This window comes from Nitrososphaera sp., from assembly GCF_036397675.1.
GTDB lineage: Archaea > Thermoproteota > Nitrososphaeria > Nitrososphaerales > Nitrososphaeraceae > Nitrososphaera.
The window spans coordinates 20,474-43,870 of sequence record NZ_DASWIL010000025.1; the positions used below are offsets into that span (position 1 = coordinate 20,474).

Here is a 23,397-nt window from a genome sequence, read left to right on the forward strand (position 1 = left end):
TTACAGTGACAGAGACAATAGAAAAAATCGAACGTCTAGACAAAAAGCGTGCAAAGGAGCACGTGGGAAAGGAGATCCTGCGCTCGTCTATAACGCTCAAAGTCTTCCGGGCGAACAGGGCCGTCGGCGAAGCGGCGAGATACGACACGTTTGAGGTGCCGGTCCAGCGTTCGACGACTGTCCTCGACGCGCTGCTCTGGGCAAAGCAAAACACCGATCATAGCATAGGCATCAGGTACTCGTGCAGGATGGCGTCATGCGGCTCGTGTGGCATGAAAATCAATGGCATACCGCGCCTTGCCTGCTACACCAAGATGTCCGAGCTTGAGGGGAGTACCATAACCTGTGAGCCCCTTGCCAACTTTCCACACTTGCGCGACCTTGTCACAGACTTTTCGCAGTTCTTTGCGCACCACAAGGACATGAAGCCCTACATCCAAAACAGTGACGCGGACTTGGACGCCAGCCAGATAACAAAGCTGTCAGAATATTTGCAGATGCCGGAGGACGTGGATAGATTCCTCCAGTTTTCGTATTGTATCAAATGCGGGCTGTGTTATTCCGCGTGCCCTACCGTCGCGATGGACATAAAGTTCCCCGGCCCGCAGGCGCTAGGGCAGGCCTACCGCTACTTTGCTGACAGCCGCGACACCGCACCAAAGGAGAGGCTTGACCTGGTGGACGAAAAGCACGGCATATTCCGTTGCCACTTTGCCGGCTCGTGCAGCACGGTGTGCCCCAAGGGGGTAGACCCCGCGCTTGGCATACAGTTGCTCAGGGGTCACCTGCTTGGATTTTCAAAAAACGAGAAAAAAGTTGCAGAGCTGAAGGACCGAAGCAAGGCCTAGGCGGCCTTTGCAGGGTACTTGCTCTCGTTGACCTGCTTATTTATGGCGTCGGCCATAAAGTGGTTGCTCACCTGCACCTTGACCTCGTTTATTCCTTGCAGCTTGTAGATGTTGTCCCTGACGTCTTGGGCTATCTTGAACCCGAACACCGCCGGGCAGAACGGGCTCGTCAGATGCAGGTCGACTGCGACTTTTCCAGAGTTAATGTCGACCTTGTCCACAAGCTCCAGCTCCATTATCGACACCCCTATCTCGGGGTCAACTATCTTGGTCAGCTCGTCAAAGATCTTCCTGCGTGTCGCTTGTAGGTCGTCGCCCTTTGGGACGGTATCGGTGCCACTCATGATACAAGTACGTCGTGCAAAACAGTATTTATTCATTGACTAGAGGAAGAGTATGTGCGCCTGGCCGCAATCCTGCACCAGCCTGCACGCTATTGCTTCCCTGCTTGCTTCGTTCACGGGCTCTATGAGGTCTTTTGTGACGACATCCTCCTTCTGCCCTGCATAAAATCCGAGCACCACCACAAACTGCGTCCCGCCTGGTTGCGAGCGGAGGAATAGCAGCTGCTTGCCGTCAACTGCAAGTGAGTTGCAGGTTGAGAGGTCGCTCGGGTACTCTATGAGGCGAGTTGGCTGTGCCAGCGCGGATTCCATGTAGACCTTATCACTAGTTGGCTTAACTTTGCGCAAGCTAGCTCGCGTTCACAAAGCGGTGGACGCAAGCTAGCTGCTGTAAAATATTAAAATAAAGCACTCGACGATGCACCTACATGTACCGCTCACGGCCCAAGGGCAGGATGGATGACGACATGCTTGCGTTCCTCTCGTCTATTCCACACGACCAGTCCATACTGTACTACGACATCGTTGGGAGCGAGGCACACTCTGTCATGCTTCACGAGCGGGGCATAATATCGCTTGAAGAGCTAAAAAAAATACTTGTGTCCCTTGAGGAAGCGAAAAAGAGCCCGGGCCTAGTCGACACGGAGGGTGCGGAGGACATCCACGAGGCGCTGGAAGCGTTCGTAATAAAGCAGGCCGGTATGGGCGCAGGCGGCAAGATGCACACCGCACGGTCGCGGAACGACCAGGTTGTGCTTGACATGCGCATGAAAGTGCGCGACGACATCAACGGCCTTTGCGCATCCATCATAGCTCTGATAGACTCGCTGATTAAACAAGCGAGCAAGAACCGCGACGCCGTGATGCCGCTTTATACACATATGCAGCAGGGACAGCTCGGGACATTTTCGCATGTCCTTCTAGCGTACGCGGACGCGCTCTTCCGGGACCTTGAGCGCCTCTACCAGTGCTTTGGCCGGATTAACCAGTCGCCACTTGGAGCCTGCGCAATAGGCGGGACTAGCATCGACATCGACCGCAAGCGCACGGCGGTCCTGCTCGGCTTTGACGGGCTGGTGCGCAATTCAGTCGACGCTACGACTTCACGCGACACGTTCGTGGAATACGTCGCGTCGCTTTCGATACTGTCCACCACGCTTGCAAGGATGGCCGAGGACATGATAATCTGGTCCACGGCTGAATTCGGGTTCGTCGAGCTTGATGACCGGTATAGTTCAACGTCCAGCGCCATGCCGCAGAAAAAGAACCCCGACCCGCTTGAGCTTGTCCGGGCCAAGTCCGCGATCATGGCAGGCCGGCTTGTATCGATGCTCGGGATAACAAAGGCACTTCCCTCCGGCTACAGCCGCGATCTGCAGGACCTGAAGCCGCAGTTGCTCGAGGCGTCCTCGGCTGCTATCAGTACAGTCCAGGTGGTGGAAGACGTCATCGATACTTTGCAGGTGCGCAAGAAGAGGATGCTCGAGGTATCAAAGACAAGCTACGCCGTATCGCTTGACATCGCCGAACTGCTCGTCGCAAAGGGATTGCCTTTCCGCAATGCGCATAAAATAGTCGGCGCGCTTGTAGCAAAAGCAGCCGCTAAAGAAGCGTCGCTTTCAGCAATTACAATCAAGGACGCCGCTGCAGTGCTAAAGAAGGTCAAGCCGGAAAAAAAGCTCGGAGCAGTAGAGCTAGCGCGGATTGTAAAAGGCATGACGCCCGCAAAATCCATAGCATTGCGCAAGTCTGTCGGCTCGCCAAACCCAAAGGAGCAGGACGAAATGATAAAGATGGCCCGGTTAAAACTCGCCGGCTACAAGGCAGGCGTCGGCAAAAGGACGAAATTCGTGCAGGGCTCGCTTACGAACCTGGCAAAAACCGTCGACAAGTACATCCACTCGTGACAAAATAGACTGGCCCCGCACATTTTCCCATTCTTTCGGGTGTTTTTCGTTTTTTCCTAGCTCGATTAGAGCGCTTTCAGTCAGGAAATGTTATGAAATACGCTATTTTAGTTGCGATAAGGTTTATATCGAGTCCGAATACTGTTGGATATAGCAGAAATGTCGCTAAAATCAGACGACCCGAACTATTACGCTCACATGTACAACAGAATGGGGGGCCAGGACGCGGCCACGTCGAGCAGGAAGGTTAGGATACTCGACAGCACGCTGAGGGAGGGCGAGCAGCACCCGGGGGTCGCGTTCACCATCAAGCAGAGGATCCAGATAGCTTGGATGCTTGACTCTTTTGGCGTCGACCAGATAGAAATAAGCCCAGTAGTGTCGCCGGATCACGTCGTGGCGACAAAGACCATAATCAAACAGGGCCTCAAGGCCGACATCGTGGCGCACGTGCGGGCGATAAAGTCTGACGTCGACACTGCCATCAGCTGTGGCGCGACTTGGGTCGCCACCTACATGGGCATTTCTGACATACACCTGGCTGCAAAATTAAGGATAAGCAGGGAGGAGGCGAAAATCCGCGCGCTTGAAGTCGCCGATTACATCAAGGCACACGGGTTGAAATCGCGCTTTACGATGGAAGACGCAAGCAGGACCGAGCCGGAATTTCTTGTGGAAATGTGCAAGGAGATGAACAGGCGGGGCATCGAGAGGATAAGCATACCCGACACGGTGGGCATCATGCGCCCGAGGGGCATGTACCAGCTGGTGAGGATGGTCTACGACAACATCGACAGGTCAAGGACTTCGCTTGACGTGCACTGCCACAACGACGTGGGGCTTGCCCTTGCCAATGCGCTGGCAGGTTGCGAGGCAGGAGCAGACCAGATACACACAACAATCGACGGCTTTGGCGAGCGCACAGGAATCCCGTCGCTTGCCGAGACAGCGGTCGCGCTCTCGCTCATATACAGGTCAAACAACGACCTGCGCCTGCACATGCTTAAGGACCTGTCAAAGACGATTGCAGAATACATCGACCTCGGCATACCCGAATCAAAGCCGGTCGTTGGCGACAGCGCCTACAAGCACAAGGCAGGAACTCACCTTGCGGCCATACTGCGCAACCCCGCCGCGTACGAGATAATCGAGCCAAAGATCGTAGGAAACAGGCGTAAGATCGTGTTTGGCGAACTTGCCGGCAAGAACGGCGCCGCCTATTTGCTCTCGCTGCTCGGCCTTGAAACGACCAAGCATGAGGCAGAGCAGCTTGCGCGGGGTCTCAAGGAGCTGCGTATGGGCGACATACTGGAGCTATACCTGGACGACAGGCTCGAGAGAAAGATACTTAATGACGAGCCGATGAAAGTAGGCAAGAAGGAATAAGGAAATGGTCAGCTGTCCAGAATGCGATGCGGAGATAAAGGTCCCGACTGACTCTATAGAGGGCGAGATTGTCACCTGCCCGGACTGCGGCGCCAGCTACGAGCTGGTCAAGGGCGCAAATGGGTTTGACATAAAACCAGCTCAGGTTGTCGGAGAGGACTGGGGACAGTGAGCGCCGGCAACGGCAACACCCTTGCGATTCTATACGACACCATCCGGTGGGAGGAAAAGGCCCTCCTAGAGGCGGCCAGAAAAAAGGGCGTCTCCGTGGAAAACGTTGACGTCAAAGGTTTACGCTTGAGGCTTGACGGCCATTCTGATTTTGAGGGCAAGGTCGTGCTCCAACGCAGCGTGTCTTACTTCAAGAGCCTGCACGCAACTGCGGCATTGGAAGGGCTCGGGGCGAAGGTGATAAACCCATTAAAGGTGGCAGGCATCACTGGTAACAAGCTGTTTGCCCACATGGAGCTGGAGAAAGCCGGCGTCAGGACGCCAAAGGCGATAACCGCGTTTTCAGAAGAGTCTGCCATTCAGGCGCTTGACGAGTTTGGTTACCCTGCCGTAATAAAGCCAACCATCGGCAGCTGGGGCAGGATGATAGGGCTCTTACGCGACAAGGACGCGGCGCGGGCAGTCATCGAGGATAGGGAGCACATGTTTCCGCTGTACCACATCTACTACTTTGAAGAGTTTGTCGAGCGTCCTCCGCGGGACATCCGCGCAATAGTTGTCGGCGATAAAGTAGTTGCCGCAATCTATCGATACTCCGGCGACGGCGAGTGGAAGACCAACATGGCGCTAGGAGGCAGGGCAGAGGTCTGCCCGATCACGAGCGAGCTTGACGACATCTGCATGAAGGCCACCCTGGCAGTAGGTGGCCAGGTGGTGGGAGTTGACCTCATGGAAGGCAAGGATGGATTGATGGTGCACGAGGTGAACAACACGACAGAATTCAAGAACACCGTCAGGACAACCGGCGTTGACATCCCAGGCCTAATGATTGATTACGCCCTGTCGCTTTACAAAAGGTAGGAAAATTGGTATCGCCAAGCTACGCCGTCGAGCTTTTGCAGAAGGCGCTGGAACTCTACACGCCTTCAAGGTCTGAAGCTGCGCTAGCAAACCTGCTGAAGGACAAGTGCACGAACGAGCTTGGCTTTGAGCAAGTGTCAATAGACAGCGTCGGCAACGTCATTGCTTCAAAGGGGACGGGCGAGCCCCGAATACTGCTCTGCGGCCACATGGACACGGTGCCGGGGCAGGTGCCTGTGCGCATCGAGGATGGCCACCTGTACGGCCGGGGCGCATCTGACGCCAAGGCCCCACTCGTCGCCATGCTCTTGGCCGCATCGCAGTTCCCGAAGCAGAGCGGAACGGTCATCTTTGCCGGCGTAGTCGACGAGGAGGGAAACGCCACCGGCGTCAAGCACCTAGTGAAAAGCAAGCTTGCAGTAGACTATGCGATGTTTGGCGAGCCTTCCGGCATAGAAAACATCACGATTGCGTACAAGGGCCGGCTTGCGTTAAGGCTGACGTGCGACGTGGGCGACAGCGCACACGCAAGCGCGCCTTGGCTTGCCCGCAACTCAGTAGAGGAGATGTATGACTTTTGGGAGGAGATAAAGTCAGAGATAGAGCGCGTTGGGAGCGCACCGAACAAGGCCAACTCTATCAGCTGCAGCCTCACAGAGATAAGCGGCGGCTCCAGCCACAACGTCACTCCGCAAAAGTGCAGGATAACGATCGACATGCGCATTCCAACGATAACGACCTGCCAGAATGTGCTTGACATTGTCGACGGCGTAATAACGCGGGTTGCAAAAGAAAAAGGCGTAAAAGCCACGTACCGCATAGAGGATAATACTGAGCCCTTTGAGGCAGACCATTCATCCGCGCTTGTCAGGGCGCTGTCGTTAGGCGTGCTTGACGTGCGCAAGAAGAGGCCGACGCTTTTGCGCAAGACCGGCACCGGCGACATGAACGTGCTGGGCAACGCGTTCAAGGTGCCTGTAGTCACGTACGGCCCGGGAGACCCACATGCCTCGCACACCGCCAACGAGCGCGTGAACATCGAAGAATATGTCGCCAGCATCGACGTGTTCAGCAGGGCGCTGTTCCACATGTCGCGCATACACCAGATGCGCAAGAACAAAAAGTAACATCATATAGGTCGCTGGCTTTTCATCTCCAATGCTCTGGTTCGTGGGGACTGGCATCAACGGCCACCTTGGCCTTAGCCTTGCCGCAGTTGATGTCCTGAAAAAGTGCGATATCGTCTACGTCGAGAGGTTCACAAGCCTGCTCGGCCAAACCGACCTTGCCGGGCTTGATGCCGTCGCTGGCAAAAAGGCCGTGCCGGTGCAGCGCTGGTTTGTAGAAGACGGCCGGGAGATACTTGACGCTGCACGGGGGAAACAAGTTGCGCTTGTAACCTACGGCGACCCGCTTATTGCAACCACACACAGCGAGCTACGCGCAAGGGCTGCCAAGAACTCGATAAAGACGAGTGTGCTCCATGCCGCGTCCGGCATCGCCTCCATAATGGGCGAGTGCGGACTGCACATGTACAAATTCGGCAGGACCGTGACGATGATGTCAGAGCCCAACTCTGCAATAAGCGTCTACAACACTATCTTTGACAACTTGCTTGCCGGATGCCACACGCTTGTCCTGACGGAGTATAGCCACGACGAGGACAAGGGTGCATTCTTCCTTGACCCGTGCGCCGCGGTAAAGATGCTGCTTGAAGTCGAGCGTGACCAGCGCCACCATGTAATATCAGAGGAAACTTTTGTGGTAGTCGCGTCGCGGATGGGCGCAGAAGACCAGAGCGTCGTGTCAGGCAGGATAAAATCGCTTGCAGGCGTCGGCTTTGGGGAAGGGCCACACTCTGTCATAATACCGGGGCCCCTGCACTTTACAGAAGAAGATGCGCTTGAAGCCCTCACCATGAGCCTCGACCCGCCTTCTGACAATTCTAAAGCCATCAAGCGCATTTCATCACAGATGGTGGAGCGCTACGCACCAAAGGCAAAGGAGGCTCTGCAGCAGATGCACAACATCCTCCGCTTGGAGCAGGGCGATAAGAAGGGCATGTTCGAGGTACTGGACAACGCCGAGCTTTACATCGCCGACGCCGAGCGGTTCCTGTTGCAGGGCAAGCACGAGCTTGCAGTCCTCAGTATGGGGTACGCAGAAGGCCTCATCGACGCGCTGCGATTCCAGAAGGGAATCAACCCTTGGAACCCCTGAAATTATATATATGTGGTTGGCCGGTGGAAGAGGTTGTGTCAAGTCAGGGCGAAAGTCTTCTTATGGAAGGCAAGGTGGCCGGGTTCAACGAATGGAGGATGAAGAACCTGACAGTCAAGCTTGACTTTTCTGGCAGGAACTTTGCAGGCAAGAACCTTGCCGGCGCCCACCTCAACGGCGCGGTCGCGCCAAACGCCAACTTTGCCGGCGCAAACCTTTCAGGAGCAAACTTTGTGCAGGCTGACCTGAACGGCGCAAATTTCGAACGGGCCAACTGCACGGAGACGCTGTTCATGTACGCAGAGATGAAGCAGGCCAAGCTCGCAGGAGCCGACGCGACGCGTGCAAACTTCATGTGGGCAAACCTGCAGGGGGCCAACATGACTTCAATGAAAATGTCCCGGACAGTGTTCGTGGAGGCAAACTTGACAGGGGCTTCAGTTGAAGGCACGGACAGCGCGGGCGCGCACCTGAAGTACGCACGGCTCGAAGGCACGCCTTGGGCCGGCAACCGCTAAGCACGCCTGCACATCTGGACAAACGTTTATTAAGAAATTCAAAGAGGTTTTGGTTGTATGGCGCAGACCCCTCCAGCTGCGGGAGGAAAGGTGTCCCGGCGTGACTTTCTCAAACTAATGGCGGCCGCGGGTACTGTCGTGACGTTTACGCCATTTGTTGATTGGGGAAAGTTCCTTCCAAACCCTGCCGGCGCACAGAGCGAAAAGCAGCCTGCAATTCTCCCAGACGGCAACCAAGCCACAACTCGAGATTTTCCTGTTAACCATTCTGAGGTTATCATTTATCCTAGGAGCGATGATCCTGTTCAGAATAGGGAGCCGTTCAGGACCTGGCAGTTCATCAGGCTTCCTGAGGAGCTTGGGGGTCAGAAGAACGACGCTTCAGCTTTTCGCGTTTACAGCATGATCTGCTTGCATTTGTGGTGCCTGTGGAAGTACTTCCCGCAGGACGGCCGCAAGAGGGGAGAGTGTCCCTGTCACGGCAGCATGTACGACCCGCTAACGGGCAAGGCCTTTGCTGGCCCGGCATCATTGCAAGGCCCACCTTCGAACGTGCTTCCAAAGCTCGACGTAGAGGTGGATGGCCAAGGCAAGGTGTGGATACTTCCTCCTGTGTGGAGTCCCGATAGGAATGGTGTAGTTGGATATGGGCGTTTCCTTAACATATGAAAACAGCCTAACAAGGTTCTTCCGGTGGATGTACGCCGGGGTAGAGCGAACTATATTCATGGGGATGAAGTTCACATTCCCCGGCAGATTCGTAAGCCCGCTAGGCTTCCTCGGAATGCTCACATTCGTGGTATTCATAATACTCGGCATCACAGGCGCGCTCCTTATGCTCTGGTACGAACCCATACTGGACAGGGCGTGGACCAGCGTCGAAAACATCAATGACACAATTCCGTACGGGTTCCACATACGCAACATCCACTACCACGCCTCTAACGGGATGGTCATGCTTGCGCTTCTGCACATGTACTACCAGTACTTTAGCGGGAGGTACAAGATACGAAACGAGATCCTCTGGGTAACGGGAATCATACTTGGAGTGCTTACGATACTCGAGGCGTTCACCGGCTACGATATCATATTCTCCGAGCGCGCCGAGCTCGCCATCTCCATTGCGGCATCGCTGACAAACTCGATACCTATAATGGGACCGCAAATGCGCGACGCGTTCTTCGGTGCCGGATTCCACGACTTTATTCTACGCTTCTACACCTTCCACGTGTTCATGCTACCCATAGCGTTGCTCGGGCTCATGGTGGTTCACTTCCCGCGCTTTCTGGTATTCGACGTTCCAATGGTGATGGCCGTGTCAGGCGCAATGATACTGACAGGCGGCGTATTCCCCGTTGGTCTAGGGTTGCCCTTCGAACCGGAGGTGCCCCCAGGCATCACCGTGCCAGAGTGGTACCTGACCGGGCTGTACGCGTTCCTGCGCACCATGTACGACAAATTCGTAACGGGCGTGGCGTGGCCTGGATTGTTCATCGGTGCATTGCTGCTGATACCATTCGTAGATCGCTACAAAAAGTTCTCCTGGAAGGACCGGCCTATCATCACGGCTGTGGGCATCACTAGCCTTGCGCAAATCATAGTGACGACATATTGGGGGTTCTACATCGACCCCGACAGGGCCAAGCCGCTGCTCGAGCGCCTAGTGATCGACCCGATATTCTTCTATCTGGTAATGATACTGCTCGTGCCGCTCTCGTTCGGGTTCACGTACATGATGATAAAGCTGGCCAAGCATGCCGAGGCAAACGCCAAGGCGCAGCCCAAGAAGGCGGGCAAGCAGTCAATAGAGATATCGCAGAGATGGCTGTACGCGCTGTTCATCGTGCTAATTGGCTTCCAGGTGTACCTCAACATCTCTGCCTACTATGCGATGCTGGACGGCATGAAGAACTATTCGCTCTTCGTAGTCGGCATAATGATGCTAGTCTTTGCGGGCATGTTCCACCTGTACAGGTACGGAAAGACCCAGGCAAAGGCGCCGCCACCCAAGCCGACGCCTCCAGCTCCACAGGCAGCGCCGGCAGCTTCCAGACTTGCTCCAGCGATGCCCGAGCAGGAAAAGCCGCTTGCAGCGCCATCAGGTCAGGCAACGGCAAAGCCCGTGGAAAAGCCGGCAGTGCTTCCGCCGCAAAAAACCACAAGCCCGCCGGCTGGAACCAAATCTGCAGCTGCAGGACCCCAAGAGAATCCTGATGTCAAGAAACCATGATTCTCAAACTTTATATGTGAAAATACAACCAGAGTGGTCGGATGGGCAACAACGCGGGTGGCATCAGCATGGTGGCTTTTGTAATCGCAGTGGGCGTTAGCATCGGTTATTATCAATATGTCTACGTCCCGGAGGTCAATGCCAAGCCCATCTTGCCTGAAGAGGTCATAAATCCACCAGAATTCGAAAAAGTCAATATTGTAGAGGGTGCGAGTCTTGATTCGAACGTTAAATTCTTTGATCCAAGAGATCTGCGCACCACCATTGGCATCAATAACAGGATAGTGTGGGAAAATCATGACACCGTCGCGCATTCTGTGACGAGCGATAACTACACTGACGCCGTTAACGGCAAGTTTGATTCTATGGCCACCATTGGATTGGTTCTACCCGGCCAAACTTTTGAGTTCACGTTTACCAAAGTTGGCGAATACGACTACTATTGCGTGCCTCACCCGCACATGACCGGCAAGGTTCAAGTAATAGAGAACTTTGCCTAGACTTTTACTACCCTGGTGTAGGCAATGTCAGAGAATATCTCCTTGTGCTCCTGTATCAGAGACACGCGGAATTTGACGCTTGAGGATTCGCTTGCGGGCACGTAGTTCGTGGACGAGACAAACTCGACAACTGTCTTGTCTTTCAGCTCGTGCCTGAATATCGAGAGCCTGGCGTAGGGGTGCTTGATCTTTTTGCCGTTGAGGAGGCTGTACGAAAACACGTCGCTAGAATTCTCTATCTGCGAGTTGATGACAACCGAGTCCCACCTGCCGGCGTAGTTTATCGTCACAGTGCCGTGGAGCTCCTGACCTGCGGCAACCTCCTGCTCCTGTAGTGATATTTTTACCTCGTCGCTCAATGCGGTCTTACACCGCAACGGGCGGGATTTAAACTAATTCTAGCAGTTTATTGAAAATCGTTGAGCATCATGGTAGAAAAGCTATCGCGCAAGAGCTCTTCATGTTCGCCCCCTGCCCAGCATGTAGCCGCAGGCTGTTTGAATACCGCGACGGCCACTGGACCGAGCGGATATGCTGGCATTGCGGCCACTATTCCTCAAACACGCCAGCATTCAGCGCCGAGCCCGAGCTTTTCAGGGACGTGGTGCGCAAGAATGGTACGTACTTTATGAAAAAGTATGCCCGCTACGCACGTTGTCTCACATAATTGAACGGCTGGTAAAATTTTTGTGAGCAGTGAGGGCTTAAAGAGGGCGTCCCTTACCAAGTCACGGATTGCGTCTCTCAAGCATCACGATTGATGCCGACGGATCGCCTTCGGGGTACATAGCCTGGTACAACCATTCCACAAACGCAAGCAGAATTCGCGCGCTGAGGCCGTCAGTGAGGAACGACAGGTACGGCGTGCAGCGCATGGAGATGCTTGCCATCTATTTTGCACTTGCGGACAACCAGCGGAACATATGGAGGATGGCCGAAGATCAGAGCAAAAAACGCGTTGTGGTCAACTTACGAAGCGACTCCAAGACTTCTATCGAGCAGCTGCAGGGAATATCCGAAGTGCGCGATGACCTGATGCGGAGGATATACGCTGCAATCAGGAGCCTGCTTGAAAGGATGGCCTACATGATTGTCTTCAACCACCTCGACCGCACGCGCAACATCGCAGGCCTGCTGCTTGAGCAGAGGCGCAGGAAGGAGGAGGAGCGCCGGATAGCCTACTGGTCGGAAAAGGGCATCTACGCGTTCTCGCCCCTCCTGATAACACCGCGCTCTCGTGCAGCATTTCAACCGCATAACTATTCTAATGCACTAGCCAAGGGGCGTTTGCACTTGGACTACGGCGATGCACAAGTCAAGTCAGTCCGATTTTTTGTCTCCTCTTCAGAACGGCATGCAGTTGGGTAATCTGGACATCTGTATGGGTATTGTTACCCCTTACTGTTGGCATCTTGCTTATCTCTGCAAGCTCTCTTAACGTGGAGGCGTCCTCAACTACTTTTGTAAGCAGGTCCGGCACGAAAGGTTTTTCAATAATGGACACGACTTGCCTGAGCTCTTGAACAGATGCTTTCAACGTTTCTCTAACGTAGGCAGTTACAATGATTAGCCTTTGGTCCTTTTTTAGTGCGAGTATGTCCTTTGCCGCCTCAAGCCCGTCCATTTCGGGCATTGCATAATCCAATACAACCGCGTCAAATGGAACCTCATAGAGGTCTGTCTTTGCCATCTCCTCTTTGTATACTCTGACGCATTCCTTTCCATTCCGCGTAGTCGTAACTATATGCCCTTTTGCTCTCAGGGCAACGCGATAAAGATTGTTTTCATCAACGTCGTCTTCGGCTACGAGGACTCTCATTCATCTCATGGAACCAAGATTGTCTATTTGAGCATTATGTAGCCTGGGGTACCTACTTGGTAAAATAACCAATTCTTGGCATTACAGTGGGTATTTTATTCACATTAATATTTGAAAATGGATATTGAACTCTTAACCTTGACTTGGGTGCCTACCTCTATTTTCCTTAGCTAAAGGTTTCCTATATCCTCTTCCTCTTTCTTTTTTCTATCTGGAAAAATAACTTCGTTTCAGCGTCAATTCGGCTACCCTAGATGAATCGCTTAAAGTCCTCCCCTGATCCTTCACGCTCTTGTGGGTTCTGGGATTGGATTCTTGTGCATTGTTACCGCGCTTTTCTGATGGCTAACTATATTAACTGACGCTCGATAGTAGTAACGAAACGTTCTGTTGCAGGAACAAGATACGCCGCAGCGGATGACCAAGGTTGACGATTACATGGTAAGGTACCTCGACTACGGCCCTCCGCGCAGAGGGGCAGAGGACCTGATTCTTCTGCACGGGCTGGGCGCGTCTTCGGAGCGCTGGTTCCGCGTATCTCCTGCCCTATCGCGATACTTTCGCGTCATAGTTCCTGACATCCTCGGCTTTGGCTACAGCGACAAGCCCGACGTGGAATACACGGTGGATCTTTTCGTGGATTTCCTGGATAAGTTCCTGACAAACGTGGGCGCAAGGAGGCCGCACATGATAGCGTCGTCGTTTGGCGGCCACATCGCCGCCGAGTACGCGATAAGGCGCGGCAGAAACATCCGCAAGCTGGTCCTGGCGGCTCCGGCAGGCATGATGAAGACCTCTACGCCGGTTCTAGACGGCTACATCATGGCCGCGCTCTACCCCACGTACGAGAATGCGCTCAAGGCCTTCCGGGACATGGCGCACGACCCGTCGACCGTGTCCGAAGAGATCGTACTCGACTTTGTCAACAGGATGAGGCTTCCAAATGCCAAATACGCGTTCATGTCCACGCTTCTTGGGATAAAGTTCGCCCCGCCTCTCAGGGGGAGGCTATCAGAGATCATCAACCCAACGCTCATAGTGTGGGGAGATTCGGACAAGATGATACCACTCCAGTACTCGAAGGAATTCCGCGAAATTCCCGGAAGCGAGCTTGTCGTGCTCAAGGACTCGGGACACACGCCTTACGTGGAAAAGCCCATGACCTTTAACCGGGTCGTAATAAAGTTCCTTGCAGGAAAGGACCTGGTGGCCTAGCCTTCTTTCTTCCTCTTGCGCTCTATCGGGATGACTATGACCTGTACCAGGTCACCGTCCTCGATGTCAAGCGCCTGCCTCTCTGCTTCAGGAATCGAGATCCTGCCGCCGCTCTGGACGGTGGTCTTGAACATGGCGTTGTAAAAGCTGAGTCCCCTCAGCATGGCAAAGTAGTTCTGCATTGCGTCCATCTGTATCGATGAGACCTGCTTGGCAAGCTCCTTCTGGGCTTCGCTCCCTTTCTCCACGGCCTTCTTGAACACGTCCACCGGATCGGCGGGGTTGTTGCTAGAGCTCATATGCAAGAGCAGAGAGGGGCCGTCATTTATTTAACGTTTAGCGGCGACAAGTTCAATAATACCCGGAACTGGCTAGATGACGTGACGCTGCTCCAGCACCTCAATGCCGAGCTTTCTATCAACAGCGGCCAAGAGTTTCTGTGGGGGCAGATCGGTGATGCATGGTATGGAATACACGGCGGCTCGATAATCAGATTCAAAGCCGGAGAGCCGCTAAAGCTCGAGTCGTTTCCCCAGGGCGTGTCTGCGCAAGAGGTGTTCCGTCTTGGGGACGACATCGGCGCGATATTCGAGGAGATATCTCGCGACTCGCTAGTGAAGGGGTTGCTTGGGAGATATCCCGGCCTGCGGCTGATGAGGCAAGACCCTGAACAATGCCTTTTCTCCTTTCTGTGCGCAAGCAACACCAACATACCCATGATACGCAGGATGCTCCACTCGCTTTGCAAGAGGTTTGGCTCGCCAGTCGAGATTGACGGGCACAGATTCTATACATTCCCTTCAGCAGGTGCGCTTGACAGGGCGAGCGAGGCCGACCTTGGGGCCTCAGGCTTGGGCTACCGCGTAAAGGCGATGAAGGCCGCTGCCAGAGAGATGGCGCGGGGCAGGCTAGACTTGGAATCTCTCAAGAAAGCAAGCTATGACGAGGCCCGGGCGCGGCTCTTGGAAGTTTATGGCGTGGGCCCCAAGATAGCCGACTGCGTGCTCCTCTTCTCGCTTGAGAAGCTGGAGGCATTCCCGATAGACGTGTGGATAGCAAGGGCGCTTGCCGGCCACTATGAGTGGCTTTACGGCAAAAAAATGAGCGACAAACTGACCGCACGCCAGTACGAGGACCTCTCAAATGAAATACGCCACTACTTTGGGAGGCACGCCGGCTATGCGCAGCAGTATCTCTACTACCACATGCGGCAGGCAGCTGGCAAGAGGTGGTAGCTTACTGCGTCAGGTCGCTGATGCTCTTTGCGATTATGGTCTTTGCCTGAGGCGAGACGTTGTACTGTTCGAGAACGCTCGCGGGGTTGTGTATCAGTGAGTTGCGGAATTCTGGCTCGCTTGCTGCCTTTAGCAGGATCTCACTTATTATCTCTGCTTCCCTTTTTGGCTCCAAGCAATCACGAAAATGGGTGGGTTGTATATAATCTTGATGCAAGATTCGTGCATTTGACAACAAAATGCTTGTCAATTGAAAAGTATTGTTGACTTGCCGTTATAAAGCAATTTTATGATTTTTGATGGCAGAACAAACTTGACAGTGGGTATAGAGCTGGTAGGAGACCTTGGCTACCTGCTCCTCATATGTTCCGGAGTTGGTGCGCTTGCGTACATCTTCAAGCAGCCGATGATCCTCGGCTTTCTTATCGCCGGCATACTCATAGGCCCATTCGGCCCCTTCAAGCTCATCCATAGCACAGAGATGCTCAACAGCTTTTCAGACATCGCAATCGTACTCTTGCTCTTTGGCGTCGGGCTTGCGTTCCCACTGAAGCAGCTGCGCGCAATAGGCAGGATAGGGACGGGCATCGCGGTCATTGAAGTGTTGGTGATGCTGGGCATCGGCTTTGGCGTAGGCGCGGCCTTTGGATGGAACTTTTACGACGCCATGTTCCTCGCGGCCGCGCTTTCCATCAGCTCAACTGCAATAATCGTCAAGGTGCTTGAGGACATGGGCAAGATGGAGGCTACGTCGTCGCTTCTCATGATAGGGGTGCTCGTCATAGAGGACATAGTTGCCGTTGTGATAATAAGTGCCATGCACTCTGGCGTGATAAGCGGTTCGTTTGAATTCACTCAGATACTTGCAACTATAGGGCAAATCGGGCTCTTTATCGGCGGAACGATAGTGGCCGGCGTGCTTGTCATGCCCAAGCTCTTTTCGCTCATTTCAAGGCTTGAACGTTACGAGATAACGATAATGTTCGCGCTCGGCACGGCCTTTGGGCTTGCGTTTCTCTCGTACTCGCTTGGCTTTTCGGCGGCTACAGGGGCGTTCCTTGCCGGCGTCATAATCGCAGGCACACGGTTTTCGGACCAAGTCTCTACCCTGATACAGCCTACACGGGAGATCTTTGTTGCCATATTCTTTGTCACGATTGGAGCGCTTATGGACCTTTCCACGATATCGGAATACTGGGCCCCTATCGCGGTGATAACGGTGGTCACGATATTTGGCAAGATAGGGGCGGTCTACGGCGGCGTCAGGCTGTTTGGGTTTGACAAGACGTTTGCGATGGGCATAGGCCTTTCGATGGCGCAGCTAGGCGAGTTCTCATTCATAGTTCTCAAAGTTGGTCAGGATCTGGGGGTTGTCAGCCCGTTCCTCTTCCCAATAGTCGGCACGGTAGTCGCGCTCACGACGTTCGTGGGGCCGATGCTCGTAAAGCTTGGCGCCCGCGCTGTGGCAGTCTACGAATGACCGGCGCCGGCGCGCTGGTGACTACAAGCTCGCTCTGGCCTGTGCGTCTGCTTGCGTTGCAGTTTATCGATCTGTTTATACCCACAGTCTGGATCGCAAAACCATCGTACAGGTTCCTTATCCTGGCCGAGTTGGAATTGGAAAGCACAACCGTGCAGCCAAGGTCTGCCAGCCTATGGAATTCCCTTGCAAGCGCGACATGATCGTCATAGTCGAAACTCTGTGTGGTGTAATCGGTAAAGTTTGCAGTCTTTGTGAGGGGCAGGTATGGCGGGTCCAAGTAGACTAGATCGCCCGCCCTGCAAGCGGCCGTAGCACGAGTATAGTCTGCGCTCCTTATCCAAACGCCGCTCCTGTTCAGTATGTCTGACGCTGCAGCGAGCGTGCGCCTGTTACATATCGCGGGGCGCACGTACATGCCATGCGGCACGTTGAACCTGCCGGACCTGTTCACCCTGTATAGCCCGTTGTAGCAGGTCTTGTTCAGAAATATCATCCGCGCCGCCCTTTCAATTCTTCCCTGCGCCTTGTAGTCGTCCCTAACGCGGTAGTAATGTCTCTCGGGGTTCTTGTAGTACTTCCTCTCATGATCCTCGAGTATCTCTGCCAGCTCGCCCGCGCTGTCCCTGACGCACCTGTACACGTTTACCAGCTCTGCGTTAGAATCGGAAAGCGCTGCTGGAAAACTCGGTCTGGTCTGCGCAAGGTATAGGAAAAGCGCGCCGCTGCCAAGGAAAGGCTCGACGTACCTTTCTATGTGCTCAGGACACAGCGCTGCAAGGGGTCGCGCTAGCCTGCGCTTCCCGCCTGCCCATTTCAAGAAAGGCCAAGTAATGCTGCCCACGACTTGATGGTGGAATGGCACACTTATAAAAAAGAGTGTGGCTCGAGTTGTACGTCGCTACACATATGCAAAGTTTGATCACTTGTGATATCTCGTGACCTGTGTTAACCAACGCTATCATACACATTCCTCTTACAATGCCAGAACACCTGAGACTTGCCGGAAAGAGACAAGGATATCCAGATTCTAAGCGACGAACTTAAGGTCTGCTAGATAAGGCCCCCATGATATTTGGCGACGCTGGCAGGCAGTATATTGTTAACGATCTGCAGAACCACGGCATGGTGTTTAACAAGGAGACAGCTACTCGCTTGCTCAAGTAAGAACAGCGCTGTTGATAATAGGAAGCGACGACACTTCGATTGTTATAGAAAAGCTGCGGAAAGACCTGGCAAAATTCGGCTAGGGCCTTACCACGTTCTTTGTCGCAAAGCGGATGTCTTCAGGCTTGACGGTCTTTCTTCCCGCATGCACGGAGAGTTCAACCGCTTGGCGGGCTATTCTCTCGGCCGCCTCCTCGAGCACCTTTCGAAGCTCGTCTGCGGCGTCGTCGCTCACCCTCTCTGCGCCGGACTTTTTCATTATGCGGTACATGGCGGCAAGGCCAAACTCGGGACCCGATGAAGACATACTCTGATTCTGTGCCCGCCCGTTAAAAGTTTATTTTCGCTCCCGGTCATGATATTGCAGTTGCTTTACGACGTACACGTGCACTTGACCGACAGTGAATATTCCGGGTACATCGATCACGTAGTCGCGTCGCTCAGGGCGATGAAGATAGTCGCCTGCTCTGTCGCAGTTGATCTGGAAACTTCAAGGAAAAGCATCGAATTGTTTGGTGAGGCGCGGGACACCGTCAAGCAGTTTGTGGGGATACACCCCGAGTTTGCAGCCAGAGAAGGCGTACAACAATTGTCAGACCTTGTAAAGTCCAATGCAAATAGCATCGACGGCATCGGTGAGATAGGGCTTGACGGGACTTACGAGGCCGAGCGGGGCGTGCCATACGAAAGACAAAAGCAGATCTTCCGCTCGATGCTTGCGCTTGCCGAAGCCGAGGGCAAGCCCGTGTCGATGCACTCCCGGCGCGCCCTTGACGACATACTTGACATCCTGCCTTCATACCGGCTGCGAGGCGCGCTCTTGCACTGGTTTGCAGGGAGCAAAAAACAGCTTGCGAGGTCGATGGACATGGGGCTCTACGTCTCATACGGGCCGACCCTCGTATATGCTGACGACAAGAAGGTGCTCCTGAAAAACACACGCCGCGACAGGTTTTTGGTGGAAACCGACGGGCCGGTGCGCTATTCACACTGCTTTGAGAACAAGCCCGCGCTCCCAAGCTCTTTTCTTGCAAGTGTTGTCCTGGCCGCGTCAGGAGTGCTCGGGCTCTCCTACGCAGAAACGGCTAGTACCTTGCAGGAAAACACGCAAGCATTCCTTTCACAACAGTTATAAATTATCTGCCACGTGGCTGTTCTGTTCAAATGAACCGCATAAAGCGCATTTCCGGCGAGCTTCTGGAAAAATACCCGAACAAGTTCGGGGTGGAGTTTGACTCTAACAAGAAGGCCCTGAGAGAGGTGGCCGTGGTCAAGTCCAAGGTCCTGAGAAACGAGCTGGCAGGCTACATCACCTCGCACCTGCGCAAAAAGGCCGCGCAGGAAAAGGCATCGTCTGCAATGGCAGAAGAAGAGTCGGCGCAAGAAACCGCTGAAGAATGATAGCCATCAGGCTCCTTGGTGGGGCCAAAAAGGCAGTTGGCAGGTCCCTAGTTGAGCTTGACCGCGACGCCGCCACCGTTTTTGAAATTTTGAAGTTCTTGCAGGGCATCTCGTCCGAGCCCAGCCTGTTGCAACCCGGCAACCTTATAGTGGCGGTAAACGGCGTGGACTCGGCTGCGGTTGCAGGCGCGGATACCATCACAAAAAGCGGCGACGAGGTGACGGTGGTCACGGTGGTGCACGGTGGCTGACGCAAAATGGTCGCTGCTGGTGGCCGGCGTTAAGAGGCTCAAGGAAGATCCGGGCAAACTCATCGACAGCATACGCGCCGCGCACCCCGGAGTGATGGTGCAGGCGGCCGACGCGCAGGCCGTCTACGGGCAGGGCCATGCGATGGGCGTGCTTTTCATCGCTATTGAGGCACTTGAGCGAAAGGTCATGATAGCAAACAGGCCGGAGGCAGAAGTCTTGCTCCGGCTTGCATGCACCGACCAGATATCTGAAGCGCTGAAGAGGGCTGGCCTGAAAAGGGGACGCGCGGGCTGCTTCATCGCGTTTTCAAAGGACGCAGGAGCGCTCAAGAAATTTAGTGAGCACCTTGCGAAAGAGTTCAAGCTGGACGACTCGGTCCTGTCACCGACACGGGGCAAAAAGGCCCGGCTCGCAAAGATGCTCGGCATCCCGCCGACAAAGATGCACGACGGCGAATGCCTTGACTTCTTGCTCGAGCGCGCCGCGATTCTGGTACGGGGCTAGCCGCCGCGCTTTTCGACGACCGCGCTAAATACCTGTTCCTGCCTTACGACTGACACGCCCGCATGCTTGCCAACAATTTCTACCAAAATGACCCAGTCAGGCTTTGTGAGGTTGACCTTGCGCTTGATTGCCCCTGCGATGTACTCTATTATCTCAATGGAGTGAAGCGGATTGTGCCTGTTTTCTACAGTCACGCGGAACGAATCGTCGGGTCCGATGCGCGCCGCCAGGTCTGTCGCCGCGCCCTGTATGTCTTCCAGCTCTGCAGGAACAACCTTTTCGACCGGCATGACGCGCATGACGTAGCGGATCTCCCAGGGCTCGTCAGCCGCAAGTTTCTTCAGGCTTTCGACGGCCTTTAACGGGTCAAGTGCAGTTTTTGCGAGTATTATCCCCTTGACCTCAGTCATCTCGGCTTCTGCGGCCGGGTCGCCAAACGAGTCCAGGAGGTCCAGGATCTCGTCACAGGCGTCCTCTTCCCTGAACCGGGACGAGGACACTACGAGGTTAAAGTCGTTCATCTCTCATCGCTTTCCTGACTGCGCCCGCGCTTATTGCGCCTTCCCTGACTATTCTTAGGCTGGGGCCGGACACGTCGACCACAGTGGATTCTCTGCCACCAAGCGGGCCCTTGTCGACTAGGATCGCGTCAAAGCCGGAAAGCGACTGCAGAGCTGACTGTGCGTCTCTTGGCGCGCCTTTTCCTGACGCATTTGCGCTGGTGCCTACCAGGTACTTGCAGGTTTTTAGCACGGATAGTATGTACCTGTTTGCCGGCATCCTGACAGCTAAATTGCTCTTCCCGGCGGTGACGCCCGGCGATATGTTCCTATCTTTGAGCGGGGCCACAATAGTGAGCGCGCCCGGCCAGAACCTCTCCGCAAGCGCCCTGCCATTTGGGCCAAGCGAGACAATGCTCTCGGCGTCGCTGATGCTTCCGACTAGCACGGGTAGCGGCTTTTTCTCTTCCCTGCCCTTTATTGCAAACACCCGCCTGACCGCCGGGTCGCTGTATGGGTCGCAGCCTATACCGTAGACAGTGTCGGTCGGAAATACCACCACGCCGCCGCTAGTGACTATCCGGGTGCACTCTGCAATTCCAGTGTCCGTGCAATCAAGCGTCTGCAATTCAATCAAGCCTGACTATGGCCGCGACGTCTTTTGACGTCGCGCTTTTCAGCTCGTCCCTCACCGCCTTTGCAACGTGCTCCGGCGCCGTCAGGCTTGAAAAGTCCATCAGTTTCACGCCGTCAAGTATGTGGACCTGCGGGGCGAGGTCCTTGCCCGAGTCCCTGTAGCTACGTAGGACCCTGTCGACGCTGTTAGCGACGCTGTCCGGCGAGCCGTTGAAGATGGCAGCGTTGTCGACAGAAAGCCTGACCCTGCCGTACTTGTCCAGGACCAATACCGGCTGCTTCTTTGATTTCAGGAACAACTTTTTCTTGTTTATCTCGCAGGCAAAGATGTGGTAGTTCTTCATGTCAAATATGCGCTGCACGCCCTCGTTCACGCCGAACAGTTCGCAGGCAAGCACGTGGGCCTCGCTGTCGCCTATCTCCGGCGCGTTTGCAGTGCCGATGTCAAGTGAGACGTTGCCCATCGCAGTAACGCGCAAAAGCGAGCGCTCGCTGACAAACTCTGACTGAATGGTTATCGACTCTGGCAGCGCGCCCCTCTCCAGCGCAGCCTTCTTCACTTCTTCCGCAAGCTCCGAGATGTCCTCCGGCCTCGGGTCGTTCACCGTCTTTTCAACCTCTTCGTGGATCATGGCCGCCGCGACCCCGATGGACGATATGACTTCTGCGTGCTCGGCTATCTTGTGCGACAACTGCATCTTCTCTGCGACGTAGGGGACTAGCACCGCCGCGCCTCCGCCCCCACCTACAAACACGATGCGGTCACGCTTTAGGTTGTACTCCTTTATCATCGGCTCGACTATGTCGAGCACCTTCCTGGCGGAAATGTCAAGGATCATGCCTGCTGCCTGCTCCATGGTGGTGCCGAGCCTGTTTGCAAGTATGGAAAGCGCTGTTTTCGCGGATTCTTGGTTTGCACGTGCATAGTCGCCTTCCGGCACGATCCCAAGCGCGTTTGCCGCGCACGTATTTGTTATCGCATACCGCTTGCCGCCGGCCTCTATCGCGACGTAATCGATAGGGTCGCCTTCCTTGGGGCTGAAGGTGATTACCTGCCCGCCCTCGAGCTCCTCTGGCTGGGCAAAGCAAGAATATGGCAGTCCTGCGATGTGCGCCGACCGCGGCCCCACGTCGGTTATCTTGCGCCCGGACCACCTGACAAGCGATCCCCCCGCAACGCCGGCGACCCTGACGTCAAGCGACCTGATGCACGTCGGGTGCTGCATTATAGTCACGTAGCGGACTTCCGGCCTGCCATCCTTTATGACGCAGACGTTAGTTGATGTCCCGCCCACTTCGATAAACACGCCGTCAATGACGCGCAGGTGCAGGAGCGCCCCTGCAACGCTTGCCGCCGGCCCCGACAGTACCGTCATGATTGGCTTGTTGCGAAAAGTGGACATGCTGGTCACGCCGCCGTCGCCTTTCATGATGAGCACCGGCGCGCTTATCCCTTCGTTTCGCACGGCAGACTCGACAAACCTTGCCGTGCCCATTGCCTTGGGCAGGATGCCTGCGTTGATCGCCGCAGTGAGAGTCCTAATCTCGAGGCCGTAGATGCCTGTGAGCTCGTGACCGCCGGTCGCAGGCACGTCGGACTTTTGCATGACAAAAAGCTCATTTGAAGGGTCGTCGACGCCATAGGCCTCGCTCACGACGATGACCTCCGCGCCCTCTTGCTTTAATCCAGATATTGCCTGCTCCACCTGCGAGTCGTCAAGGTACTTGGAAGTGTCCAAGAACCGGTAGCTTGTGTGCAGGTACTTGTTTGGCGCCAGTTCCACGTTCCTGACGTTTGTCCTCTTTATCACGTTTGACTTTTCAAGGCCGACTCCCATGCCGACGATGCCCACCCGCGCTGTGTCGCCTTCCAAAAGCGCGTTGACCGCCTGGGTGGTGCTGTGTGATATAAGTTCAATTTCAGAGTTCTGGATGGCGTGCTTTTGCATTAGTGTCTTTAGGGCTTGCACTATGCCTGTAGATACTCCCTCTGACGACGAGTGGGTGGTAGGCACTGTCACCTTCCCTATTATGGAGCCTCTGGCCATGTCGATGGCGACTGCCTTGGTGAACGTCCCCCCTACGTCGATGCCAACCCGTATCCTTCTTAAAGCCTGCATAAATGTTAGGCAAGCCTAACTAGCTGCTGATTTGTAATTTAAACCCTGTGTGAGGACACTGGTGAAAATTCGGGTGAAACTGA

General features: G+C 54.7%; 31 protein-coding genes. 20 read left to right on the forward strand and 11 right to left on the reverse strand.

What is annotated here, in order from left to right:
* Positions 1-5: 5 nt before the first annotated feature.
* Entirely contained in the window at positions 6-848 is an 843-nt protein-coding gene (locus VGA14_RS05060; protein WP_331002665.1) for a succinate dehydrogenase iron-sulfur subunit, read from the forward strand.
* Here VGA14_RS05060 and VGA14_RS05065 read toward each other — a convergent pair.
* Complete coding sequence (locus VGA14_RS05065; RefSeq protein WP_331002666.1) at positions 845-1,192, reverse strand: iron-sulfur cluster assembly protein; 348 nt, start codon at positions 1,190-1,192, stop codon at positions 845-847. The two genes, VGA14_RS05060 and VGA14_RS05065, sit on opposite strands and share 4 nt — an antisense overlap.
* A 39-nt stretch (positions 1,193-1,231) precedes the next feature.
* Positions 1,232-1,504 carry a hypothetical protein gene (locus tag VGA14_RS05070; RefSeq protein WP_331002667.1) on the reverse strand — a complete coding sequence of 91 codons (273 nt, stop codon included), beginning with the start codon at positions 1,502-1,504 and terminating at the stop codon, positions 1,232-1,234.
* Positions 1,505-1,620: 116 nt separating this feature from the next.
* Between VGA14_RS05070 and argH the strand changes: the two genes are divergently transcribed.
* From argH to VGA14_RS05120, 10 genes are all read left to right on the forward strand, one after another.
* A complete protein-coding gene (gene argH, locus VGA14_RS05075) occupies positions 1,621-3,099 on the forward strand; it encodes an argininosuccinate lyase (RefSeq protein WP_331002668.1) in 1,479 nt (492 codons plus the stop codon).
* 159 nt (positions 3,100-3,258) lie between these two features.
* On the forward strand, positions 3,259-4,485 hold the full coding sequence (locus tag VGA14_RS05080) for a homocitrate synthase/isopropylmalate synthase family protein (protein ID WP_349257138.1): 1,227 nt from the start codon (positions 3,259-3,261) through the stop codon (positions 4,483-4,485).
* Between the two features lie 4 nt (positions 4,486-4,489).
* A complete protein-coding gene (lysW/argW, locus tag VGA14_RS05085) occupies positions 4,490-4,657 on the forward strand; it encodes an alpha-aminoadipate/glutamate carrier protein LysW (protein ID WP_292641174.1) in 168 nt (55 codons plus the stop codon).
* Positions 4,645-5,517 carry a lysine biosynthesis protein LysX gene (gene lysX / locus VGA14_RS05090; protein ID WP_414690227.1) on the forward strand — a complete coding sequence of 291 codons (873 nt, stop codon included), beginning with the start codon at positions 4,645-4,647 and terminating at the stop codon, positions 5,515-5,517. Before lysW/argW ends, lysX begins: the two co-directional genes overlap by 13 nt.
* 5 nt (positions 5,518-5,522) lie before the next feature.
* Positions 5,523-6,644, forward strand: a complete 1,122-nt coding sequence (locus VGA14_RS05095; RefSeq protein WP_331002671.1) for a M20/M25/M40 family metallo-hydrolase — start codon at positions 5,523-5,525, stop codon at positions 6,642-6,644.
* 31 nt (positions 6,645-6,675) lie between these two features.
* Positions 6,676-7,737: a diphthine synthase gene (dph5, locus tag VGA14_RS05100; RefSeq protein WP_331002672.1), complete on the forward strand. Its 1,062-nt coding sequence runs from the start codon at positions 6,676-6,678 to the stop codon at positions 7,735-7,737.
* A 35-nt stretch (positions 7,738-7,772) separates the two neighbouring features.
* Positions 7,773-8,255 carry a pentapeptide repeat-containing protein gene (locus tag VGA14_RS05105; protein WP_331002673.1) on the forward strand — a complete coding sequence of 161 codons (483 nt, stop codon included), beginning with the start codon at positions 7,773-7,775 and terminating at the stop codon, positions 8,253-8,255.
* A 57-nt stretch (positions 8,256-8,312) separates the two neighbouring features.
* Positions 8,313-8,924 carry a twin-arginine translocation signal domain-containing protein gene (locus VGA14_RS05110; protein WP_331002674.1) on the forward strand — a complete coding sequence of 204 codons (612 nt, stop codon included), beginning with the start codon at positions 8,313-8,315 and terminating at the stop codon, positions 8,922-8,924.
* Positions 8,902-10,485: a cytochrome b gene (locus tag VGA14_RS05115; RefSeq protein ID WP_414690226.1), complete on the forward strand. Its 1,584-nt coding sequence runs from the start codon at positions 8,902-8,904 to the stop codon at positions 10,483-10,485. Before VGA14_RS05110 ends, VGA14_RS05115 begins: the two co-directional genes overlap by 23 nt.
* A gap of 41 nt (positions 10,486-10,526) precedes the next feature.
* Positions 10,527-10,985, forward strand: coding sequence for a cupredoxin domain-containing protein (locus tag VGA14_RS05120; protein WP_331002676.1), 459 nt, complete (start codon positions 10,527-10,529; stop codon positions 10,983-10,985).
* On the opposite strand, the gene VGA14_RS05125 is transcribed toward VGA14_RS05120, so the two are convergent.
* The gene (locus tag VGA14_RS05125; RefSeq protein ID WP_331002677.1) at positions 10,982-11,344 is read right to left on the reverse strand and encodes a hypothetical protein; all 363 of its coding nucleotides are present in this window, start codon (positions 11,342-11,344) and stop codon (positions 10,982-10,984) included. The genes VGA14_RS05120 and VGA14_RS05125 overlap by 4 nt on opposite strands.
* 101 nt (positions 11,345-11,445) lie before the next feature.
* Here VGA14_RS05125 and VGA14_RS05130 point away from each other — a divergent pair, with 101 nt between their 5' ends.
* Together VGA14_RS05130 and VGA14_RS05135 are read left to right on the forward strand one after the other, a co-directional pair.
* Positions 11,446-11,652, forward strand: a complete 207-nt coding sequence (locus VGA14_RS05130; protein ID WP_331002678.1) for a hypothetical protein — start codon at positions 11,446-11,448, stop codon at positions 11,650-11,652.
* Positions 11,653-11,720: 68 nt separating this feature from the next.
* On the forward strand, positions 11,721-12,353 hold the full coding sequence (locus tag VGA14_RS05135) for a hypothetical protein (RefSeq protein WP_331002679.1): 633 nt from the start codon (positions 11,721-11,723) through the stop codon (positions 12,351-12,353).
* Here the strand turns inward: VGA14_RS05135 and VGA14_RS05140 are convergent.
* Positions 12,301-12,804: a response regulator gene (locus VGA14_RS05140; protein WP_331002680.1), complete on the reverse strand. Its 504-nt coding sequence runs from the start codon at positions 12,802-12,804 to the stop codon at positions 12,301-12,303. The genes VGA14_RS05135 and VGA14_RS05140 overlap by 53 nt on opposite strands.
* 417 nt (positions 12,805-13,221) lie before the next feature.
* Between VGA14_RS05140 and VGA14_RS05145 the strand changes: the two genes are divergently transcribed.
* Positions 13,222-14,019, forward strand: a complete 798-nt coding sequence (locus tag VGA14_RS05145; protein ID WP_331002681.1) for an alpha/beta hydrolase — start codon at positions 13,222-13,224, stop codon at positions 14,017-14,019.
* Here the strand turns inward: VGA14_RS05145 and VGA14_RS05150 are convergent.
* Positions 14,016-14,318 (reverse strand): AbrB/MazE/SpoVT family DNA-binding domain-containing protein, encoded by a 303-nt coding sequence (locus VGA14_RS05150; RefSeq protein ID WP_331002682.1) that lies wholly within the window; start codon positions 14,316-14,318, stop codon positions 14,016-14,018. The genes VGA14_RS05145 and VGA14_RS05150 overlap by 4 nt on opposite strands.
* An 81-nt stretch (positions 14,319-14,399) precedes the next feature.
* Here VGA14_RS05150 and VGA14_RS05155 point away from each other — a divergent pair, with 81 nt between their 5' ends.
* Positions 14,400-15,254, forward strand: a complete 855-nt coding sequence (locus VGA14_RS05155) for a DNA-3-methyladenine glycosylase 2 (protein ID WP_331002683.1) — start codon at positions 14,400-14,402, stop codon at positions 15,252-15,254.
* A 1-nt stretch (position 15,255) separates the two neighbouring features.
* On the opposite strand, the gene VGA14_RS05160 is transcribed toward VGA14_RS05155, so the two are convergent.
* Positions 15,256-15,429, reverse strand: coding sequence for a hypothetical protein (locus tag VGA14_RS05160; RefSeq protein WP_331002684.1), 174 nt, complete (start codon positions 15,427-15,429; stop codon positions 15,256-15,258).
* A gap of 144 nt (positions 15,430-15,573) precedes the next feature.
* Here VGA14_RS05160 and VGA14_RS05165 point away from each other — a divergent pair, with 144 nt between their 5' ends.
* A complete protein-coding gene (locus tag VGA14_RS05165; RefSeq protein ID WP_331002694.1) occupies positions 15,574-16,734 on the forward strand; it encodes a cation:proton antiporter in 1,161 nt (386 codons plus the stop codon).
* Here the strand turns inward: VGA14_RS05165 and VGA14_RS05170 are convergent.
* Both VGA14_RS05170 and VGA14_RS05175 read right to left on the reverse strand, forming a co-directional pair.
* A complete protein-coding gene (locus tag VGA14_RS05170) occupies positions 16,670-17,578 on the reverse strand; it encodes a Dam family site-specific DNA-(adenine-N6)-methyltransferase (protein WP_331002685.1) in 909 nt (302 codons plus the stop codon). The genes VGA14_RS05165 and VGA14_RS05170 overlap by 65 nt on opposite strands.
* A gap of 402 nt (positions 17,579-17,980) precedes the next feature.
* The gene (locus VGA14_RS05175; RefSeq protein WP_331002686.1) at positions 17,981-18,208 is read right to left on the reverse strand and encodes a histone family protein; all 228 of its coding nucleotides are present in this window, start codon (positions 18,206-18,208) and stop codon (positions 17,981-17,983) included.
* A gap of 60 nt (positions 18,209-18,268) precedes the next feature.
* On the opposite strand from VGA14_RS05175, the gene VGA14_RS05180 reads away from it, so the two are divergent.
* From VGA14_RS05180 to cgi121, 4 genes are read left to right on the forward strand one after another with little or no spacing between them, the layout of a single operon-like run.
* A complete protein-coding gene (locus tag VGA14_RS05180; protein WP_331002687.1) occupies positions 18,269-19,036 on the forward strand; it encodes a TatD family hydrolase in 768 nt (255 codons plus the stop codon).
* 29 nt (positions 19,037-19,065) lie between these two features.
* Entirely contained in the window at positions 19,066-19,302 is a 237-nt protein-coding gene (locus VGA14_RS05185) for a hypothetical protein (RefSeq protein WP_331002688.1), read from the forward strand.
* A complete protein-coding gene (locus tag VGA14_RS05190; protein ID WP_331002689.1) occupies positions 19,299-19,553 on the forward strand; it encodes a MoaD/ThiS family protein in 255 nt (84 codons plus the stop codon). Before VGA14_RS05185 ends, VGA14_RS05190 begins: the two co-directional genes overlap by 4 nt.
* Positions 19,546-20,058: a KEOPS complex subunit Cgi121 gene (gene cgi121, locus VGA14_RS05195; RefSeq protein ID WP_331002690.1), complete on the forward strand. Its 513-nt coding sequence runs from the start codon at positions 19,546-19,548 to the stop codon at positions 20,056-20,058. Before VGA14_RS05190 ends, cgi121 begins: the two co-directional genes overlap by 8 nt.
* Here the strand turns inward: cgi121 and VGA14_RS05200 are convergent.
* The 3 genes from VGA14_RS05200 to VGA14_RS05210 are packed head-to-tail and all read right to left on the reverse strand — an operon-like array spanning position 20,055 to position 23,314.
* Entirely contained in the window at positions 20,055-20,579 is a 525-nt protein-coding gene (locus VGA14_RS05200) for a THUMP domain-containing protein (protein WP_331002691.1), read from the reverse strand. The genes cgi121 and VGA14_RS05200 overlap by 4 nt on opposite strands.
* Positions 20,566-21,195 (reverse strand): L-threonylcarbamoyladenylate synthase, encoded by a 630-nt coding sequence (locus VGA14_RS05205; protein WP_331002692.1) that lies wholly within the window; start codon positions 21,193-21,195, stop codon positions 20,566-20,568. Before VGA14_RS05205 ends, VGA14_RS05200 begins: the two co-directional genes overlap by 14 nt.
* The gene (locus VGA14_RS05210) at positions 21,188-23,314 is read right to left on the reverse strand and encodes a hydantoinase/oxoprolinase family protein (RefSeq protein ID WP_331002693.1); all 2,127 of its coding nucleotides are present in this window, start codon (positions 23,312-23,314) and stop codon (positions 21,188-21,190) included. Before VGA14_RS05210 ends, VGA14_RS05205 begins: the two co-directional genes overlap by 8 nt.
* Positions 23,315-23,397: the final 83 nt, after the last annotated feature.